This window comes from Bradyrhizobium sp. BR 10289 (assembly GCF_019455385.1).
Lineage (GTDB): Bacteria > Pseudomonadota > Alphaproteobacteria > Rhizobiales > Xanthobacteraceae > Bradyrhizobium.
Map to the genome: position 1 here is coordinate 37,204 of NZ_JACOFR010000032.1, position 14,449 is coordinate 51,652.

16 protein-coding genes are annotated in these 14,449 nt (G+C 63.6%); 11 read left to right on the top strand and 5 right to left on the bottom strand.

Going from position 1 to position 14,449, the window contains the following annotated elements; translation table 11 throughout:
• Positions 1–56: 56 nt before the first annotated feature.
• From HYH08_RS33595 to HYH08_RS33610, 4 genes are read left to right on the top strand one after another with little or no spacing between them, the layout of a single operon-like run.
• Positions 57–1,037: an ABC transporter substrate-binding protein gene (locus tag HYH08_RS33595; protein WP_220014105.1), complete on the top strand. Its 981-nt coding sequence runs from the start codon at positions 57–59 to the stop codon at positions 1,035–1,037.
• Between the two features lies 1 nt (position 1,038).
• On the top strand, positions 1,039–1,776 hold the full coding sequence (locus HYH08_RS33600) for an ABC transporter permease (protein ID WP_220014106.1): 738 nt from the start codon (positions 1,039–1,041) through the stop codon (positions 1,774–1,776).
• Complete coding sequence (locus HYH08_RS33605) at positions 1,766–2,476, top strand: ABC transporter ATP-binding protein (RefSeq protein WP_220014107.1); 711 nt, start codon at positions 1,766–1,768, stop codon at positions 2,474–2,476. The genes HYH08_RS33600 and HYH08_RS33605 overlap by 11 nt, the downstream gene beginning before the upstream one ends.
• A 48-nt stretch (positions 2,477–2,524) precedes the next feature.
• Positions 2,525–2,878, top strand: coding sequence for a hypothetical protein (locus HYH08_RS33610; protein WP_220014108.1), 354 nt, complete (start codon positions 2,525–2,527; stop codon positions 2,876–2,878).
• A gap of 4 nt (positions 2,879–2,882) precedes the next feature.
• On the opposite strand, the gene HYH08_RS33615 is transcribed toward HYH08_RS33610, so the two are convergent.
• From HYH08_RS33615 to lanM, 4 genes are all read right to left on the bottom strand, one after another.
• Complete coding sequence (locus tag HYH08_RS33615) at positions 2,883–3,092, bottom strand: hypothetical protein (protein WP_212235236.1); 210 nt, start codon at positions 3,090–3,092, stop codon at positions 2,883–2,885.
• Between the two features lie 127 nt (positions 3,093–3,219).
• Positions 3,220–4,089 (bottom strand): DUF6662 family protein, encoded by an 870-nt coding sequence (locus tag HYH08_RS33620; protein WP_220014109.1) that lies wholly within the window; start codon positions 4,087–4,089, stop codon positions 3,220–3,222.
• 64 nt (positions 4,090–4,153) lie between these two features.
• Entirely contained in the window at positions 4,154–4,234 is an 81-nt protein-coding gene (gene pqqA, locus HYH08_RS33625; RefSeq protein WP_012029362.1) for a pyrroloquinoline quinone precursor peptide PqqA, read from the bottom strand.
• A gap of 172 nt (positions 4,235–4,406) precedes the next feature.
• Positions 4,407–4,799: a lanmodulin LanM gene (gene lanM / locus HYH08_RS33630; RefSeq protein WP_220014110.1), complete on the bottom strand. Its 393-nt coding sequence runs from the start codon at positions 4,797–4,799 to the stop codon at positions 4,407–4,409.
• A gap of 336 nt (positions 4,800–5,135) precedes the next feature.
• Between lanM and HYH08_RS33635 the strand changes: the two genes are divergently transcribed.
• The 4 genes from HYH08_RS33635 to HYH08_RS33650 all read left to right on the top strand — a co-directional run bounded on the left by HYH08_RS33635 (position 5,136) and on the right by HYH08_RS33650 (position 9,355).
• Complete coding sequence (locus HYH08_RS33635) at positions 5,136–6,800, top strand: methanol/ethanol family PQQ-dependent dehydrogenase (RefSeq protein WP_220014111.1); 1,665 nt, start codon at positions 5,136–5,138, stop codon at positions 6,798–6,800.
• Between the two features lie 10 nt (positions 6,801–6,810).
• Positions 6,811–7,167, top strand: coding sequence for a c-type cytochrome (locus HYH08_RS33640; protein WP_220014112.1), 357 nt, complete (start codon positions 6,811–6,813; stop codon positions 7,165–7,167).
• Positions 7,164–8,087, top strand: a complete 924-nt coding sequence (locus tag HYH08_RS33645) for a type 2 periplasmic-binding domain-containing protein (RefSeq protein WP_220014113.1) — start codon at positions 7,164–7,166, stop codon at positions 8,085–8,087. The genes HYH08_RS33640 and HYH08_RS33645 overlap by 4 nt, the downstream gene beginning before the upstream one ends.
• A gap of 278 nt (positions 8,088–8,365) precedes the next feature.
• Positions 8,366–9,355, top strand: coding sequence for a Bug family tripartite tricarboxylate transporter substrate binding protein (locus HYH08_RS33650; protein WP_220014114.1), 990 nt, complete (start codon positions 8,366–8,368; stop codon positions 9,353–9,355).
• A 20-nt stretch (positions 9,356–9,375) separates the two neighbouring features.
• Here HYH08_RS33650 and HYH08_RS33655 read toward each other — a convergent pair whose 3' ends face one another.
• Entirely contained in the window at positions 9,376–10,344 is a 969-nt protein-coding gene (locus tag HYH08_RS33655) for a helix-turn-helix domain-containing protein (protein ID WP_220014115.1), read from the bottom strand.
• A gap of 513 nt (positions 10,345–10,857) precedes the next feature.
• Between HYH08_RS33655 and xoxF5 the strand changes: the two genes are divergently transcribed.
• The 3 genes from xoxF5 (at position 10,858) to HYH08_RS33670 (ending at position 14,435) form a co-directional block, all read left to right on the top strand.
• Positions 10,858–12,663 carry a lanthanide-dependent methanol dehydrogenase XoxF5 gene (xoxF5, locus tag HYH08_RS33660; protein WP_220014116.1) on the top strand — a complete coding sequence of 602 codons (1,806 nt, stop codon included), beginning with the start codon at positions 10,858–10,860 and terminating at the stop codon, positions 12,661–12,663.
• A gap of 110 nt (positions 12,664–12,773) precedes the next feature.
• Positions 12,774–13,262: a c-type cytochrome, methanol metabolism-related gene (locus HYH08_RS33665; RefSeq protein WP_220014147.1), complete on the top strand. Its 489-nt coding sequence runs from the start codon at positions 12,774–12,776 to the stop codon at positions 13,260–13,262.
• Between the two features lie 63 nt (positions 13,263–13,325).
• Positions 13,326–14,435 carry an S-(hydroxymethyl)glutathione dehydrogenase/class III alcohol dehydrogenase gene (locus tag HYH08_RS33670; protein ID WP_220014117.1) on the top strand — a complete coding sequence of 370 codons (1,110 nt, stop codon included), beginning with the start codon at positions 13,326–13,328 and terminating at the stop codon, positions 14,433–14,435.
• The last annotated feature ends 14 nt before the right edge of the window (positions 14,436–14,449 follow it).

The window sequence follows — 14,449 nt, forward strand, 5'->3', positions numbered from 1 at the left end:
ATGCTATGCGTATTGTCCTGAGAAGTGCTCGATCAGCAGAAACGGCTCACAAGGCGATGAGATTTTTTGGACGAAGTTTTGCGCTCGCGACGATCCTGGCGCTGACGCTGGCCGCCCCCGGCCATGCCACCGATACCATCCGCCTTGCAGTGCAGAAGACCGGAACATTCTCCTGGGAGCTGGCGACGATCCGCAGCGCGGAGCTCGACAAGGAAGCCGATCTGTCGCTGGAGGTCACTGAGCTTGCGAGTCCCGAGGCCGGCAAGATCGCGCTCCGTGCCGGCAATGCCGACATCATGCTGTCGGACTGGCTGTGGGTGTCGCGCGAGCGCGCGCTCGGCGCCAGGCTGACCTTCTATCCCTATTCCAGCGCGCTCGGCGCGGTGATGGTACCGGCGTCTTCGCCGATCAGGACGCTGGCCGATCTGAAGGGCCGCAAGCTGGCGGTCGGCGGCGGTCCCATCGACAAGAGCTGGCTGCTGCTGCAGGCGCGGATGAAGCAGGACGGCATCGACCTGAAGTCCGATGCGACCATCGTCTATGGCGCCCCGCCTTTGATCGCGGCGAAGGCGCTCGACGGCGAGATGGATGCGAGCCTCAATTTCTGGAATTTCTGCGCCCAGCTCGAAGCCAAGGGTTTTCGCCGCCTCGCTGGCATCGAGGATATCCTGCCGAAGCTGGGGGCCAAAGGCGCGGTTTCCGCGGTCGGCTATGTCTTCGACGAGAACTGGGCGGCGAGCCACAAAGACGCCGTCGCGCGCTTCATCGCGATGACCCGCAAGGCCAAGCAGCTGCTGATCACCTCGGATGCGGCTTGGGACAAGATCGCACCGCTCACGGGTACGAGCGATCCCGCCCTGCTCAGGACCTACCGCGACCGCTATCGCGACGGCATTCCGCGCCGAAGCATCGTCGACGAGGAGGCCGACGCGCGCGTGCTCTATCGCGTGCTCGCCGAGATCGGCGGCCGCGACCTCGTCGGTCCTGCGGCGGAGCTGGACCCTGGTACCTTCTATCACGCAGTCCCCGGAGACTGAGGTGCTGCGCCTGCTCTCGTTCGCCCTGTTTCTCGCGGTGTGGTGGGTTGCGGCGCTGTTCGTCGGCGGCGCCAAGCTGCCCTCCCCGCCTGCGGTACTTCAGGTGATGATCGCGGAGGCGTCGAGCGGTGCGCTATTCCTGCATCTCGGCGCGACGCTCGCACGGGTCATCCTCGCCTTTACGCTGGCGATGTCGCTCGGCAGCGCCATCGGCTATCTGATGGGGCGGGTCAAGCTTGCCGACCGGCTCGGCGATCCCTGGTTGATCCTGCTGCTCAATTTGCCGGCGCTGGTCGTGATCGTGCTGGCCTATATCTGGGCCGGGCTGACCGAGGCCGCCGCGATCGCCGCGATCGCCATCAACAAGCTGCCGACCGCCATCGTCACCCTGCGCGAGGGCACCCGCGCGCTCGACCGCTCGCTCGACGAGATGGCGAGCGTGTTCGCGATGCCGCGTTGGCGCGCCTTCCGCCATGTCGTCCTGCCGCAGCTTGCGCCCTATATCGCGGCCTCGGCCCGCTCCGGCCTGTCGCTGGTGTGGAAGATCGTACTGGTCGCCGAGCTCCTGGGGCGGCCGAACGGCGTCGGGTTCGAAATCGGCGTCGCCTTCCAGCTGTTCGACACGCCGCGGCTGCTGGCCTATTCGCTGACCTTCGCCGCCGTCGTGCTCGTGATCGAGACCTTGCTGGTGCAGCCGTTCGAGGCCCGCGCAACCCGGTGGCGGCCTCGTGCGGCTTGAGGTCGACATCACAGGCAAGACGTTCAACAGTGCCGCGGGCGCAACGCACGAGGTGCTGGCGCCGCTCAAATTCGCGCTGTCTTCAGGCGAAGTCGGCGTGCTGATCGGCCCGTCCGGCTGCGGCAAGAGCACGATGCTCCGCATCATCCTCGGGCTCGATCATGATTTTCGGGGACGCATCGCGCGCCCGCCGGAGGCACGCATCGGCATGGTGTTCCAGGAGCCGCGGCTGCTGCCGTGGCGTTCGGTCGAGCAGAACGTGCGGCTGGCTGCGCCCGATGTCACCGAGGCAAAACTGTCCGAGCTGTTCAGGATCCTGGAGCTGGACGCGCATCGCAGCCATTTTCCCGGCGAATTGTCGCTCGGCCTTGCCCGCCGCGTCGCGCTCGCCCGCGCTTTCGCCGTCGAGCCGGATCTGCTCGTGCTCGACGAGCCCCTCGCCTCGCTCGACGATGCGCTGGCCGGCCGACTGCGCGACGAGATCGCAACGCTGGTGGCGAGCCGCCCCGTGATGACGCTGCTCGTCACCCACAGCCTCGACGATGCGATCCGCCTCGGCGACCGCCTGTTCTTCCTGTCGCCGCGCCCGGCGCGCATCGTGCAGGAGGTGCCGATCGCCGTTCCGCGCGCCGCGCGCAGCGAGACGGAGCTCGGCAGGATCAAGGCGCAGCTCGCAACGCTGCCGCTTGAATCGAAATGACAACTCGTGGTCAACTGTATCGAACGAGACTGTCGAGGGAGGTTCACCATGCGGCGCACGCTGATTGCGGTCGGCATCCTCTTGGTTGCGATGCCGGGCGCAGCGCTCGCGCAGGCCAAGGGCAAAGGCATCAGGCTGTGGAATCTCACGACGGAGACGATCTCCGGCTTCCAGCTCTCGCCGGCCGGCAAGACGGACTGGGGCCCGAACCAGTGCCTGAACGACAAGGACAAGGAGGTCGACCACGACGAGCGGCTGCGCATCACCGGCGTCGAACCGGGCCGCTACGACGCCAAGGTCAGCTATCCCAATGAGCGCCAATGCGTCGTCCGCGACATCGAGATCAAGGCCGACGCGGTGTTCTCGATCGCCGACAAGGATTTGAAGGACTGCACGAAGTAGCGCCTTACGCCTTGTCGTTCGGGTGCGGATATTCGCAGCGCCAGCGCACCGCCTGCCACTTCGGGTGCTCGCCGACCCATTGCGCGATATAGGGCGGCGCGGCCATCGCGCATTGCGTGGGCGAGCCCGCATAGTTGAATACGATATGCTGCTCCTCGCAGGTCGCAGGCGAGAGCACCGCACACACAGTCACCACCAGGTCAATCGGGTTCATGCCGGGATCCTCTCGCATGGGGCGGACGGAGGTTAGCACGAAAGGATACGTCTCAAGGAAGGGGAAGTTTCAATTTGGCGGGAGGAAGGTTCCCCCTTCCCGCAAGGGGGAAGGGCGAAGATCGCGTCTAGAAATTCACGCCGAACACCAGTCGCGCCTGGTGCCGCTCGAAATTGACGAGGTCGAGATTGGCTCCCGTCCCGGCCGGTCTCCCCCAGGCCTGCATGCTCCAGCTCAACGTCAGCCGCGATGTCTCCGAGAGCTGGAAATAAGCGGTCGGACCGACGAACAACGCCTGCCCTGCGAACTCGCCGAGGCCGATGCCCTCGTACTGCCGGAAATAGCGCATCTCACCGCCAAGCAGCACGTCGGGGCGCACGCGGACGAGGCCGGCGAAGGCAGCGCCAATGGTCGAGCTCTTCTCCGACACGCCCGCGACCTCGAAGCGCGCCCATTCCGGCTGGTAGATCAGGTTGAGCGCACCGATGACGTAGTTCGGGACAAGCTCGCGGTCGAAGGCGAGCGTGAAGTCGGTGCCATACATCCGGCCTTTTGCGCCAGAGGTCTCATCAATGCGGTCGCCATGGAGCTCGGCCGCGACGGTCATGCCGAACGGCGCGCGCTCGCGGTCGAGCAGGCGATAACGCAGGTCGAGCGAGGCGCCCTGGAAGTTGAACTGGCGACGATCGTCGAGATCGGGGACGCCGGTGATGTCGTGCAGGGTGGCGGTGCCGCCGAGCTCGATGCGAAAATTCGGCAACGGCACAACTTCGATCTCGAATTCCTGCCCGATGGCGCGATAGGTGCCGCCGCCCTTGCCGAAGCGCCCCGTGGTCTCAGTCTGGAATTCGCGTTCGCCGACATTGCCGACGTCGGTGCCGATCATGAAGCCGAAGATGTGCTCGGTATCAAAGCCCTCTTCGGCGCTGACGCACACAGGTGCAAGCGCGACTGTGCAGACAATGATGGTCCAGAATGTATGGGCTCTCGCGCGCATTCCGAACACTACCACGGCTTCGACGGCCTATGCCATCGAAGCCGCGGCAGGTCGTCAGTCTTGCTTATTTGCGCGCAGCGCAGGCGTACATGTTGATTTCCATGCCGACCGGCACTTCCACGATCTTCGGAGCTTTCCAGGCCATTCGGGGTCTCCCCAACGTATTGAGCGCGACATCGCGCGGGGCAAAACCTAGGGCTGCGTCAGGCACAGTGCAAGCGTGGAATCCGACCGAGAGCACAGCGAACTGTCGCATTTCACTCGAGAATTTCGCTCTCGGGCAAATCGCCTTCGCTCCCAGTCAAGCCGCAAGATTTTCACCGTAACAATCGCAGCAGCGCGCGGCCGGCGCGCGAGTTCAGCTCTTTCGCATCCAGCGTTCCGTCGTGATCGGGATTCGCCGCGTTGAAGCGCTGCTCGACTACCGACAGATATTCGTCGAGCGTGAGAGTGCCATCGCGGTCGGGATCGGCAGCCGCGAGTTCTTTCGCCGTCAACCGTCCGCGCAATTCGCGCGCGTCCAGCGTGCCGTCGTGATCGGGATCGAGTTTTGCGAACAATGCGGTCGCGGCCTTCTTCACCTCGGCGAGATCGAGCGTGCCGTCATTGTCGGTGTCGAACATCTTGACGGCGTTGCCAGAGGCAGCCCACGCCGGTCCGGACAGCAATGCGAGCGTGAGCCCAAACGCAACTGAACGACGTGAAATCATTTTGACCTCCCTGACCAAGAGCCCCGATTCGCGGGGGATCGACACGAGATAAGTCTACAAGCGAGCTCCGGTTCAAGTCCCGAATTGCACCCCGAGCACCGCACAACCGGGAACCCGGTGACCCAAGGACAAATCCGACTCAGCGCCGCTTCACGGCGCGGAATTTTTTCAGCGCCTGCGCACAAGTGAAAGTCGCTTGTCAGGTCTCCGTCAGGAGACCGCATCTGGCATCCAACATATCGGCAACGCGCGTTCGACTTTCGTATTGACGGGTTTTGCATTCGGGCGGAGTGTTGCGCTCGCAGCGTCAAAAGGCGCGCATATTGGGAGGAACGGATGAAACGCTTTGCGATGGCCGCGAGCCTCGTCATGCTTGCATCGAATTGTGCAAGCGCCCAGACCACCGAGCAGCTGGTCAAGGGTGCGACCGATACATCGAACGTTCTCAATTACGGGATGGGCTACAATCTCCAGCGCTTCTCGACCCTCAATCAGATCAACAAGGACACGGTGAAGAACCTCGTCCCGGTCTGGAACTACTCCTTCAACGATGATCGCAGCGAGGAATCGCAGCCGCTGGTGTACCAGGGCGTGATCTACGTGACCTCGCACAACGCAACCATGGCGGTCGACGCCAAGACCGGCAAGCAGATCTGGAAATCCAAGGTCGAATATCCCGCCGAGACGCCGCGCATCGTCTGCTGCGGCATCATCAATCGCGGCGCCGCGCTCTACGACGGCAAGGTGTTCCGCACCACACTCGATGCCAATGTGATCGCGCTCGATGCCAAGGATGGCAAGGAGCTGTGGCGGCAGAAGGCCGCCGACATCAAGGAAGGCTATTCGATGACGGTGGCCCCGTTGGTCGCCGACGGTGTCGTCATCACCGGCATCTCCGGCGCCGAGTTCGGCACCCGCGGCTTCATCGACGGCTGGGATCCGGCGACGGGCAAGCATCTGTGGCGCACCCATTCGATCCCCTCGCCGGACGAGCCCGGCGGTGACACCTGGAAGGGCGACACCTGGAAGCTCGGCGGCGGCTCGACCTGGATCACGGGTTCTTACGATCCGGAGCTCAACACCGTGTATTGGGGCATCGGCAATCCCGGCCCGTTCAATTCGGCGGTGCGGCCCGGCGACAATCTCTACACCTGCTCCGTGCTGGCGATGGATCCCAAGACCGGCAAGATCAAGTGGCATTACCAGTTCTCGCCGAACAATCCGTTCGACTATGACTCGGTGGCCGAGATGGTGCTTGCCGACATGACCATCGAGGGCAAGCCGACCAAGGTGCTGATGGATGCCAACCGCAACGGCTTCTTCTACGTGCTCGACCGCACCAACGGAAAGCTGCTCGCGGCCAATCCCTATGTGAAGGTGAACTGGGCGACCGGTATCGACATGAAGACCGGCAAGCCGATCGAGACCGACGTCTCCAAGGACGCGCGCGAGGGCAAGAAGGTGACGGTCTATCCGTCGATCCTCGGCGGCAAGAACTGGGAGCCGATGTCGTTCAATCCGCAGACCGGCCTTGCCTACGCCAACACCCTCGCCTTCGGCGGCAAGTACAAGTCGGAGCCCGTCACCTTCAAGCAGGGCGAATGGTATCTCGGCATGGACCTGACCGATCCCTGGGAGTTCGGCGACGGCGCGCGCGGCCATCTGAAGGCGATCGATCCGATGACCGGCAAGGCAAAATGGGAGGCGCCGGCCGACATTCCGCGCTTCTCCGGCGTGCTCTCGACCGCGGGTGGCGTCGTCTTCACGGGCGCGCTGACCGGCGAGTTCGAGGCTTTCGACGCCGACACCGGCAAGAAGCTCTGGCAGTTCCAGACCGGCTCCGGCATTGAGGGACAGCCGGTGACCTGGCAGCAGGACGGCGTGCAGTACATCGCCGTGACGAGCGGCTATGGCGGCGTGTACTCGCTGTTCTCCGGCGACGAACGGCTTGCGAAAGTGCCGCCCGGCGGCTCGCTGTGGGTTTTTGCGGTCAAGCAGTAACCCCGGCGCGATGCTGAAAGAGGTCTCTCATAAGACGGTGGCGATCCTCGCCACCGTCGCGGTCCTGATGGTCGCGCTTGCGGCGACCGTTCGCGCCGCGGATGACGCAACCGGCAATCCCGTGCAGGCACAGATCGACCACGGCAAGTCGACCTATGCCGAAAAATGCTCGCACTGCCATGGCCCCAATCTGATGAACTCCGGCACCATTACGCCGGATTTGCGCGCCTTCCCCGACGACAAGACGCGCTTCGTCACCACGGTGAAGAACGGCAAAAACAACAAGATGCCGCCTTGGGGGGACATCCTCAATGACGACGAGATCGGCAATCTCTGGGCCTTCATCTCGAGCCGGAGGAAGCCATGAGACGCCGGCTCGCCGCGTGGAGCGCCGTCGCGATCCTGGCGATCTCGGCCGCGCATGCAGCCGATGATCCGCTCAAAGTCTGCCTCGACGAGGACCGGCCGCCGCTCTCGCTGCATCAGCGCGGCAAGCCCGATGCCGGTTTCGACGTGCTGCTGGCACAGGCGATTGCGGAGCGGATGGGACGGTCACTGAAAATCCAGTGGTTCGAGAGCAAGCTCGACGAGGATTCCAGCCCGCAGCTCGAAGCCAATGCGTTGCTTTCGGATGGGCGCTGCGCGCTGGTCGGCGGCTATGCGCTGACGCAGGACTCCCTGGTCAAACCCGGCATGAAGACGGCACGCCTGCCCGACTTTGCCGGCGCCACCCGCGACGACCGGCGCCGCCGCGTCGCGCTCGGCGTGCTCGTGCCGAGCCAGCCTTACATCTATTCGCCAATGACGGTGGTGCTGGGACCGAAGGCGCAGGGCCGCAGCATCGACGATATCGGCGACCTCGCCGGTTTGCGCCTCGCGATCGAGAGCGGCTCGCTCGGCGATGCCATTCTGATGACCTTCGACAAGGGCCGCCTGATCGACAGCATTACGCATCTGGTCCCCGGCCGCGACGACCTCCTCGGTGCGCTTCAGCGTGGCGACTATGACGCGACCCTGATCGACCTCGCCCGCTTCGACGCCCATCGCGCCGCGCATCCCGACACCGCGATTACCGCGTCGGGCTATTACTATCCGATCGGCGCCAACCGCGGCTATGTCAGCCTCGCCAGCGACGGCGTGCTGATCGACGCCGTGAACAAGGCGCTTGGTGAGCTCGCCGCGGAAGGCAAGATCGCAGAGTTCGGCAAGCAGGCGGGGCTGACCTATCTGCCACCGCGCGAGCCCGCGATTTTGGGCGATGTCTGGATGAAGATCATTCAACGGTGATACTCTCCGTGTCCCGGACGCGGTGCAGCACGCAGTGACGCTGCGCAGAGCCGGGACCCAGCATGCGACGGCACTCGCTGCTGGTGCCCGTGAATTCTCCGATCACCACCAGCCGGCGCGACCTCCTCGCCCCCGAGATCAGATCCGCCGAGCTGCGTCTTCCGCGTGACGCACAATTGGGCATGGCGGCCTTGTCGAATGCGCCAATCTGTCTCGCCTGCCACCCATGGCAGCGTCAGCCCGATGCAGTAGGTTCGGCGAAAATCCGGGAGAGAATCATGTCCGCCAAGCTCGATCGCCGCCACTTCGTCGCCGCCGGTACCACCGCACTGGCGCTGCCCTTCGTCTCGCGCGGCGCCTCGGCGCAGACCAATTGGCCGGCGCGGCAGATCCGCATGATCTGCAGCTATCCCGCCGGCGGACAGACCGATCTGCTCGCGCGCGCCTACGGCGAATTCATCTCCAAGCAGGTCGGCAAGACCGTGGTGATCGAGAACAAGCCCGGCGCCTCCGGCGCGATCGGCACGGCGGAGGTCGCCCGTGCGGAGCCCGACGGCCACACCATCCTGTGCTCGATCTCGACCACCTACATCATGAACCGGGTGGTGATGAAGAATCCCGGCTACGACATGGACAAGGACCTGACGCTCGTCAGCGTCATCCCGGGCGCGGGCCTGCTGCTGGTCGCCAACCCCAAGACCGGCGTCAAGACGCTGGAGGATTTCGTCGCCTTCGCGCGCAAGAGCGGCAAGGTGAATTTCGGCACCTACAGCGCCGGCTCATCGCCGCACATGACGATCAACGAGCTCAACAAGCAATATGGCCTCAACATCGAGCCGGTCCACTATCGCGGCGAAGCGCCGATGTGGACGGGCATGCTGGAGGGCACGCTCGATGCGGCCATGGGCAGCTACACGGCGGCGCAATCCGTCCTGCAGAGCGATCGCGGCACCGTGTTCGCGGTGCACTCGAAAAAGGTCGATACGCTGCCGGCCGTCAAGACGCTGCCCGAGCAGGGCGCGACCTCAAAATTCTTCACCGTGAGCGGTTTCACCGGCTGGGCCGTGCCGAAAGCGACGCCGCAGCCGGTGATCGACCGCCTGGCCGAGCTGTGCGTCGCCGCCAACAGCGATCCGAAAGTGAAGGAGGTTCTCGCAACCTTCGTGCTCGAGCCCGCGATCGGCTTCAAGGAGACCAATGCGCTGTATCAGCGCGAGCTGCCGATCTGGATCGAGACTGCGCAGTCGCTCGGCCTCGAGCCGGCCTGATCTCGAAAGCCCCTGCCCGCTTAATGCTCGTCCGCGGCCGCGGTGCCCTGCTGCGCCTTGTGGATCGAGGACGGCACCACGCCGAAATATTTCCGGAACACGCGGCTGAAATGCGATGAGCTGGAGAAGCCCCAGGAGAACGCGACGTCGGTGATGGTCTTGCCGGCGTGGGCCTCGAGCTCCTGGCGGCAGTTCTGCAGGCGCGCCTGCCAGATATAGTCACTGACCGTGGTGCCGCGCTCCGAGAACAGCATATGCAGATAGCGCTTGGAGCAGCCGAGCTCGGCGGAAATCTGGTCGATGCACAGATCCGGATCGCGCAAATGCTCGCGGATGAAGAACTGGGCACGCACATACATCGCCTCGGGCCCGACCCGGTCGAACATGGTGTCGGCTTCGCGCAGCGGCAGCAGCAAGAGATCGATCAGCGAATCGGCAACGCCGACCGCGCTGTTCGCCGACAGCTTCGCCGCCTCGTCGAAAGTGGCATGGACGAAATCGTGGGCGATCCGCCCCGTGCCCGTCTTCGCGGAGAGCTTGCAGGCCGGCATCCGCTGCGAGGGAAATCCGCGGTCGCGCAGCAGGGCCTTCGGCACGATCACCACGTCGTGGCGCGTGAAGGCGGGACTGATGATCGAATGCGGGCAGGAGACGTCATAGGCGATGATGTCGCCGGGATTGATCTCGATGTGGCGGCCTTCCTGCTCGAAATAGGACACGCCGTAAGTCTGGAAGTGGATCTTGATGTACGGGTGTTCATTGGCCTTGGCGCGCGCCAACGTGTGCGCGATGCGATGCTGGCTGACCTCGATCTGGCAGAGTTTCAGGCGCGAGACGCTGGTGTAGTCGATGCGGCCCTCGAGCGAGGACGCCTCCAGCGGATCGACGTCGAAATGCCCGCACAGGCTCGTCAGCCCATCGATCCAGCTCTGGATCTGCCGCTTCGGCGTCATACCGGTCGTCGAGAGCGTGTGAATGGTGTCGGACATTAATCCAGCCGCTGGTTGATCCGGAGATTCGATGCGAATCGCGACCAGCGCTTGCCGGAGCCCTCAGCCGTGATCGCGTGACGTTTACCTCGAATTTGAGCGGTCTTTTGCAACGAGCGCCATCGTTCCATTGCCACCCTTGAAAGTTAATCCTCCGCCTTAGTTGCAGCGCCGTCAAGGGGAACCTGAGCGCTGAACGCGCTGGCGAAGCGGTGCGAAGCCGCTGAATTCGCTACTGCAAAATCAAAATCTTCGCGCCCGTGCGCTGTCAAGCAAAGCAGTTTCTCTCTTGGGCAAGTTTCCCGAGGACGAAGGCGTTAGGGATTGCGGCAGGAACAACAAGAACGGGCCGCTCCTGCACGTGGACCCGTGGCTCTCATCCGGAGGAGGAAACACCACAGCATCGTTTCTGGTCGCAATCGTGACCGCCCTGCACGAGCCGACGCCGGACGAGAAGCCCGGTGATTAAGCAATGCTTCGGAAACAATAAACGAGACCAACGGAGGAATAACTATGCGCAAGGTGCTACTGGCGACCTTTCTTGGCTCCGCGGCGGCTCTCGCCGTCGGTGGCGCTTCAGCCAATGACGAGCTGAACAAGATGTCGCAGAACCCGAAAGACTGGGTGATGCCGACCGGCGATTACGCCAACACCCGCTACTCCAAGCTGAACCAGATCAACGCACAAAACGTGGGCAAGCTTCAGGTCGCCTGGACCTTCTCGACCGGCGTGCTGCGCGGCCATGAAGGCGGCCCGCTGATCATCGGCAACATGATGTACGTCCACACGCCGTTCCCGAACAAGGTCTACGCCATTGACCTTTCCAACGAGAACAAGATCGTCTGGAAGTACGAGCCGAAGCAGGATCCGAACGTCATCCCGGTGATGTGCTGCGACACGGTCAACCGCGGCCTCGCTTTCGGCGACGGCAAGATCTTCCTGCATCAGGCCGACACGACCCTGGTGGCTCTCGATGCCAAGACCGGCCAGGTGGCATGGACTGCCAAGAACGGCGATCCCGGCAAGGGTGAGACCGGTACCTCCGCCCCGATGGTGGTCAAGGACAAGGTGCTGATCGGCATCTCCGGCGGCGAGTTCGGCGTGCAGGCCCATATGTCCGCCTACGACATCAAGACCGGCAAGCTGGCATGGCGCGGCTATTCGGAAGGCCCGGATGACCAGATTCTGGTCGACGACAAGACCACTGCACTCGGCAAGCCGGTTGGCAAGGATTCCAGCCTGAAGACCTGGCAAGGCGATCAGTGGAAGATCGGCGGCGGCGCCACCTGGGGCTGGATCTCCTACGATCCCGAGCTGAACCTCGTCTATTACGGATCGGGCAACCCCTCGACCTGGAATCCGAAGCAGCGTCCCGGCGACAACAAATGGTCGATGACGATCTGGGCGCGTAACCCGGACACCGGCGTTGCCAAATGGGTCTACCAGATGACGCCCCACGACGAGTGGGACTATGACGGCGTCAACGAGATGATCCTCTCGGACCAGTCGATCAACGGCCAGGCCCGCAAGCTGCTGACGCATTTCGATCGTAACGGCCTCGGCTATACGCTCGATCGCGCCACCGGCGAGCTTCTGGTCGCCGAAAAGTACGATCCGAAGGTCAACTGGACCTCCGGCGTCGACATGGACAAGAACTCGCCGACCTATGGCCGCCCGAAGGTGCTCGACGCAGCTTCGACCGACAAGGCCGGTGAAGACCACAACGTGAAGGGCATCTGCCCGGCCGCGCTCGGCACCAAGGACGAGCAGCCGGCAGCCTACTCGCCGGACACGCAGCTGTTCTACGTCCCGACCAACCACGTCTGCATGGACTACGAGCCGTTCAAGGTGAGCTACACCGCGGGCCAGCCCTATGTGGGTGCGACGCTCTCGATGTATCCGCCGGCAGGTGAAAGCCACATGGGCAATTTCATCGCCTGGGACGGCAAGACCGGCAAGATCGTCTGGTCGAACAAGGAGCAGTTCTCGGTCTGGTCAGGTGCGCTCGCCACCGCCGGCGGCGTGGTGTTCTACGGCACGCTCGAAGGCTACCTGAAGGCGGTCGACGCCAAGACCGGCAAGGAGCTCTACAAGTTCAAGACTCCCTCCGGCATCATCGGCAACGTCACGACCTATGAGAACGGCGGCAAGCAGTATGTCGCAGTGCTCTCGGGCGTCGGTGGCTGGGCCGGCATTGGTCTGGCTGCAGGCCTGACCGATCCGACCGCCGGTCTCGGCGCAGTCGGCGGCTATGCCGCCCTCAGCAACTACACGGCACTCGGCGGTACGTTGACCGTGTTCTCGCTGCCGGCGAACTAGCCTCACCTCAAGTCGCTCCGGCGCGTGGATCACCTCCACGCGCCGGCTCGTCTCCACCTGATGCCTTCGAGGACAACCTCTTGCGTAAAATCTGCTCTGTCATTGCTGCGATGATCTTCGTTGCGTCCGGGGGAATTGCTGTTGCGGACGGTTCGGGCGACCCGACTGCCGTCAAGCAGAACGAAACTGGCGAATGGCTCGATAAGGAAGGAAACCCGACCTACAAGGTCAACGGCGAGTCCGTCGACTGGTACACCTATTCCGGATACCGCCGCTATCACTCGGACTGCCATGTGTGCCATGGCCCGGACGGCATGGGCTCGACCTATGCGCCGGCATTGAGGGAATCGCTCAAGACGATGAGCTATGCCGATTTTCTCGGGGTCGTCGCCTCGGGCCGCAAGAACATCTCGACGGCCTCAGAGAACGTGATGCCGGCGTTCGGCGACAATCCGAACGTCGCTTGCTACATGGACGATCTCTACGTCTATCTGCGCGCCCGCTCCAACGATGCCTGGGGCCGCGCCCGCCCCGGCAAGCATGAGGACAAGAACGACGCCTATACCAAGAACGAAGACTCGTGCATGGGCAAGAAGTGAACGTCTGGAAGCCCGCCGAGACTTAAGTTCTGGGTGTCCTTTCGAGAATTTGAGGAGTTACCGATGAAGACACGTGCCGCCGTTGCTTTCGAAGCCAAGAAACCGCTCGAGATCGTCGAACTCGACCTGGAAGGACCGAAGGCGGGCGAAGTCCTGGTCGAGATCAAGGCGACGGGTATCTGCCATACCGACGCCTACACGCTCGACGGCTTCGACAGTGAAGGAATCTTCCCGTCGATCCTCGGCCATGAGGGCGCCGGCATCATCCGCGAGATCGGTCCCGGCGTGAGCTCGGTGAAGCCGGGCGATCACGTCATCCCGCTCTACACGCCGGAATGCCGGCAGTGCAAAAGCTGCCTCAGCCAGAAGACCAATCTCTGCACCGCGATCCGCGCCACGCAGGGCAAGGGCGTGATGCCCGACGGCACCAGCCGCTTCTCCTACAAGGGCAAGCCGGTCTACCACTACATGGGCTGCTCGACCTTCTCGAACTTCACCGTGCTGCCGGAGATCGCGGTCGCCAAGATCCGCGAGGACGCACCGTTCGACAAGAGCTGCTACATCGGCTGCGGCGTCACCACCGGCGTCGGCGCCGTCGTCAACACGGCGAAGGTCACTCCGGGCTCCAACGTGGTCGTGTTCGGCCTCGGCGGCATCGGCCTCAACGTGATCCAGGGCGCCAAAATGGCCGGCGCCGACAAGATCATCGGTGTCGACATCAACGATGCCAAGGAGGATTGGGGCCGCCGTTTCGGCATGACCGAGTTCGTCAACCCGAAGAAGATCACGGGCGACATCGTCCAGCACCTCGTCGGCCTCACCGACGGCGGCGCCGACTACACCTTCGACTGCACCGGCAACACCACCGTGATGCGCCAGGCGCTGGAAGCCTGCCATCGCGGCTGGGGCACCTCGATCATCATCGGCGTCGCCGAATCCGGCAAGGAGATCGCCACCCGCCCGTTCCAGCTCGTCACCGGCCGCAACTGGCGCGGCACCGCCTTCGGCGGCGCGCGCGGCCGCACCGACGTGCCGAAGATCGTCGACTGGTACATGAACGGAAAGATCCAGATCGATCCGATGATCACCCACGTGCTCAAGCTCGAAGACATCAACAAGGGATTTGACCTCATGCACGAAGGCAAATCCATCCGTTCCGTCGTCGTGTACTAGCTCGAAAGCGTCAC

Coding starts and splice junctions, on each gene's coding strand:
- HYH08_RS33595 (WP_220014105.1), top strand. CDS start 57: ATGAGATTTTTTGGACGAAGTTTTGCGCTCGCGACGATCCTGGCGCTG.
- HYH08_RS33610 (WP_220014108.1), top strand. CDS start 2,525: ATGCGGCGCACGCTGATTGCGGTCGGCATCCTCTTGGTTGCGATGCCG.
- HYH08_RS33615 (WP_212235236.1), bottom strand. CDS start 3,092: ATGAACCCGATTGACCTGGTGGTGACTGTGTGTGCGGTGCTCTCGCCT.
- HYH08_RS33620 (WP_220014109.1), bottom strand. CDS start 4,089: ATGCGCGCGAGAGCCCATACATTCTGGACCATCATTGTCTGCACAGTC.
- pqqA (WP_012029362.1), bottom strand. CDS start 4,234: ATGGCCTGGAAAGCTCCGAAGATCGTGGAAGTGCCGGTCGGCATGGAA.
- lanM (WP_220014110.1), bottom strand. CDS start 4,799: ATGATTTCACGTCGTTCAGTTGCGTTTGGGCTCACGCTCGCATTGCTG.
- HYH08_RS33635 (WP_220014111.1), top strand. CDS start 5,136: ATGAAACGCTTTGCGATGGCCGCGAGCCTCGTCATGCTTGCATCGAAT.
- HYH08_RS33640 (WP_220014112.1), top strand. CDS start 6,811: ATGCTGAAAGAGGTCTCTCATAAGACGGTGGCGATCCTCGCCACCGTC.
- HYH08_RS33645 (WP_220014113.1), top strand. CDS start 7,164: ATGAGACGCCGGCTCGCCGCGTGGAGCGCCGTCGCGATCCTGGCGATC.
- HYH08_RS33650 (WP_220014114.1), top strand. CDS start 8,366: ATGTCCGCCAAGCTCGATCGCCGCCACTTCGTCGCCGCCGGTACCACC.
- HYH08_RS33655 (WP_220014115.1), bottom strand. CDS start 10,344: ATGTCCGACACCATTCACACGCTCTCGACGACCGGTATGACGCCGAAG.
- xoxF5 (WP_220014116.1), top strand. CDS start 10,858: ATGCGCAAGGTGCTACTGGCGACCTTTCTTGGCTCCGCGGCGGCTCTC.
- HYH08_RS33665 (WP_220014147.1), top strand. CDS start 12,774: ATGATCTTCGTTGCGTCCGGGGGAATTGCTGTTGCGGACGGTTCGGGC.
- HYH08_RS33670 (WP_220014117.1), top strand. CDS start 13,326: ATGAAGACACGTGCCGCCGTTGCTTTCGAAGCCAAGAAACCGCTCGAG.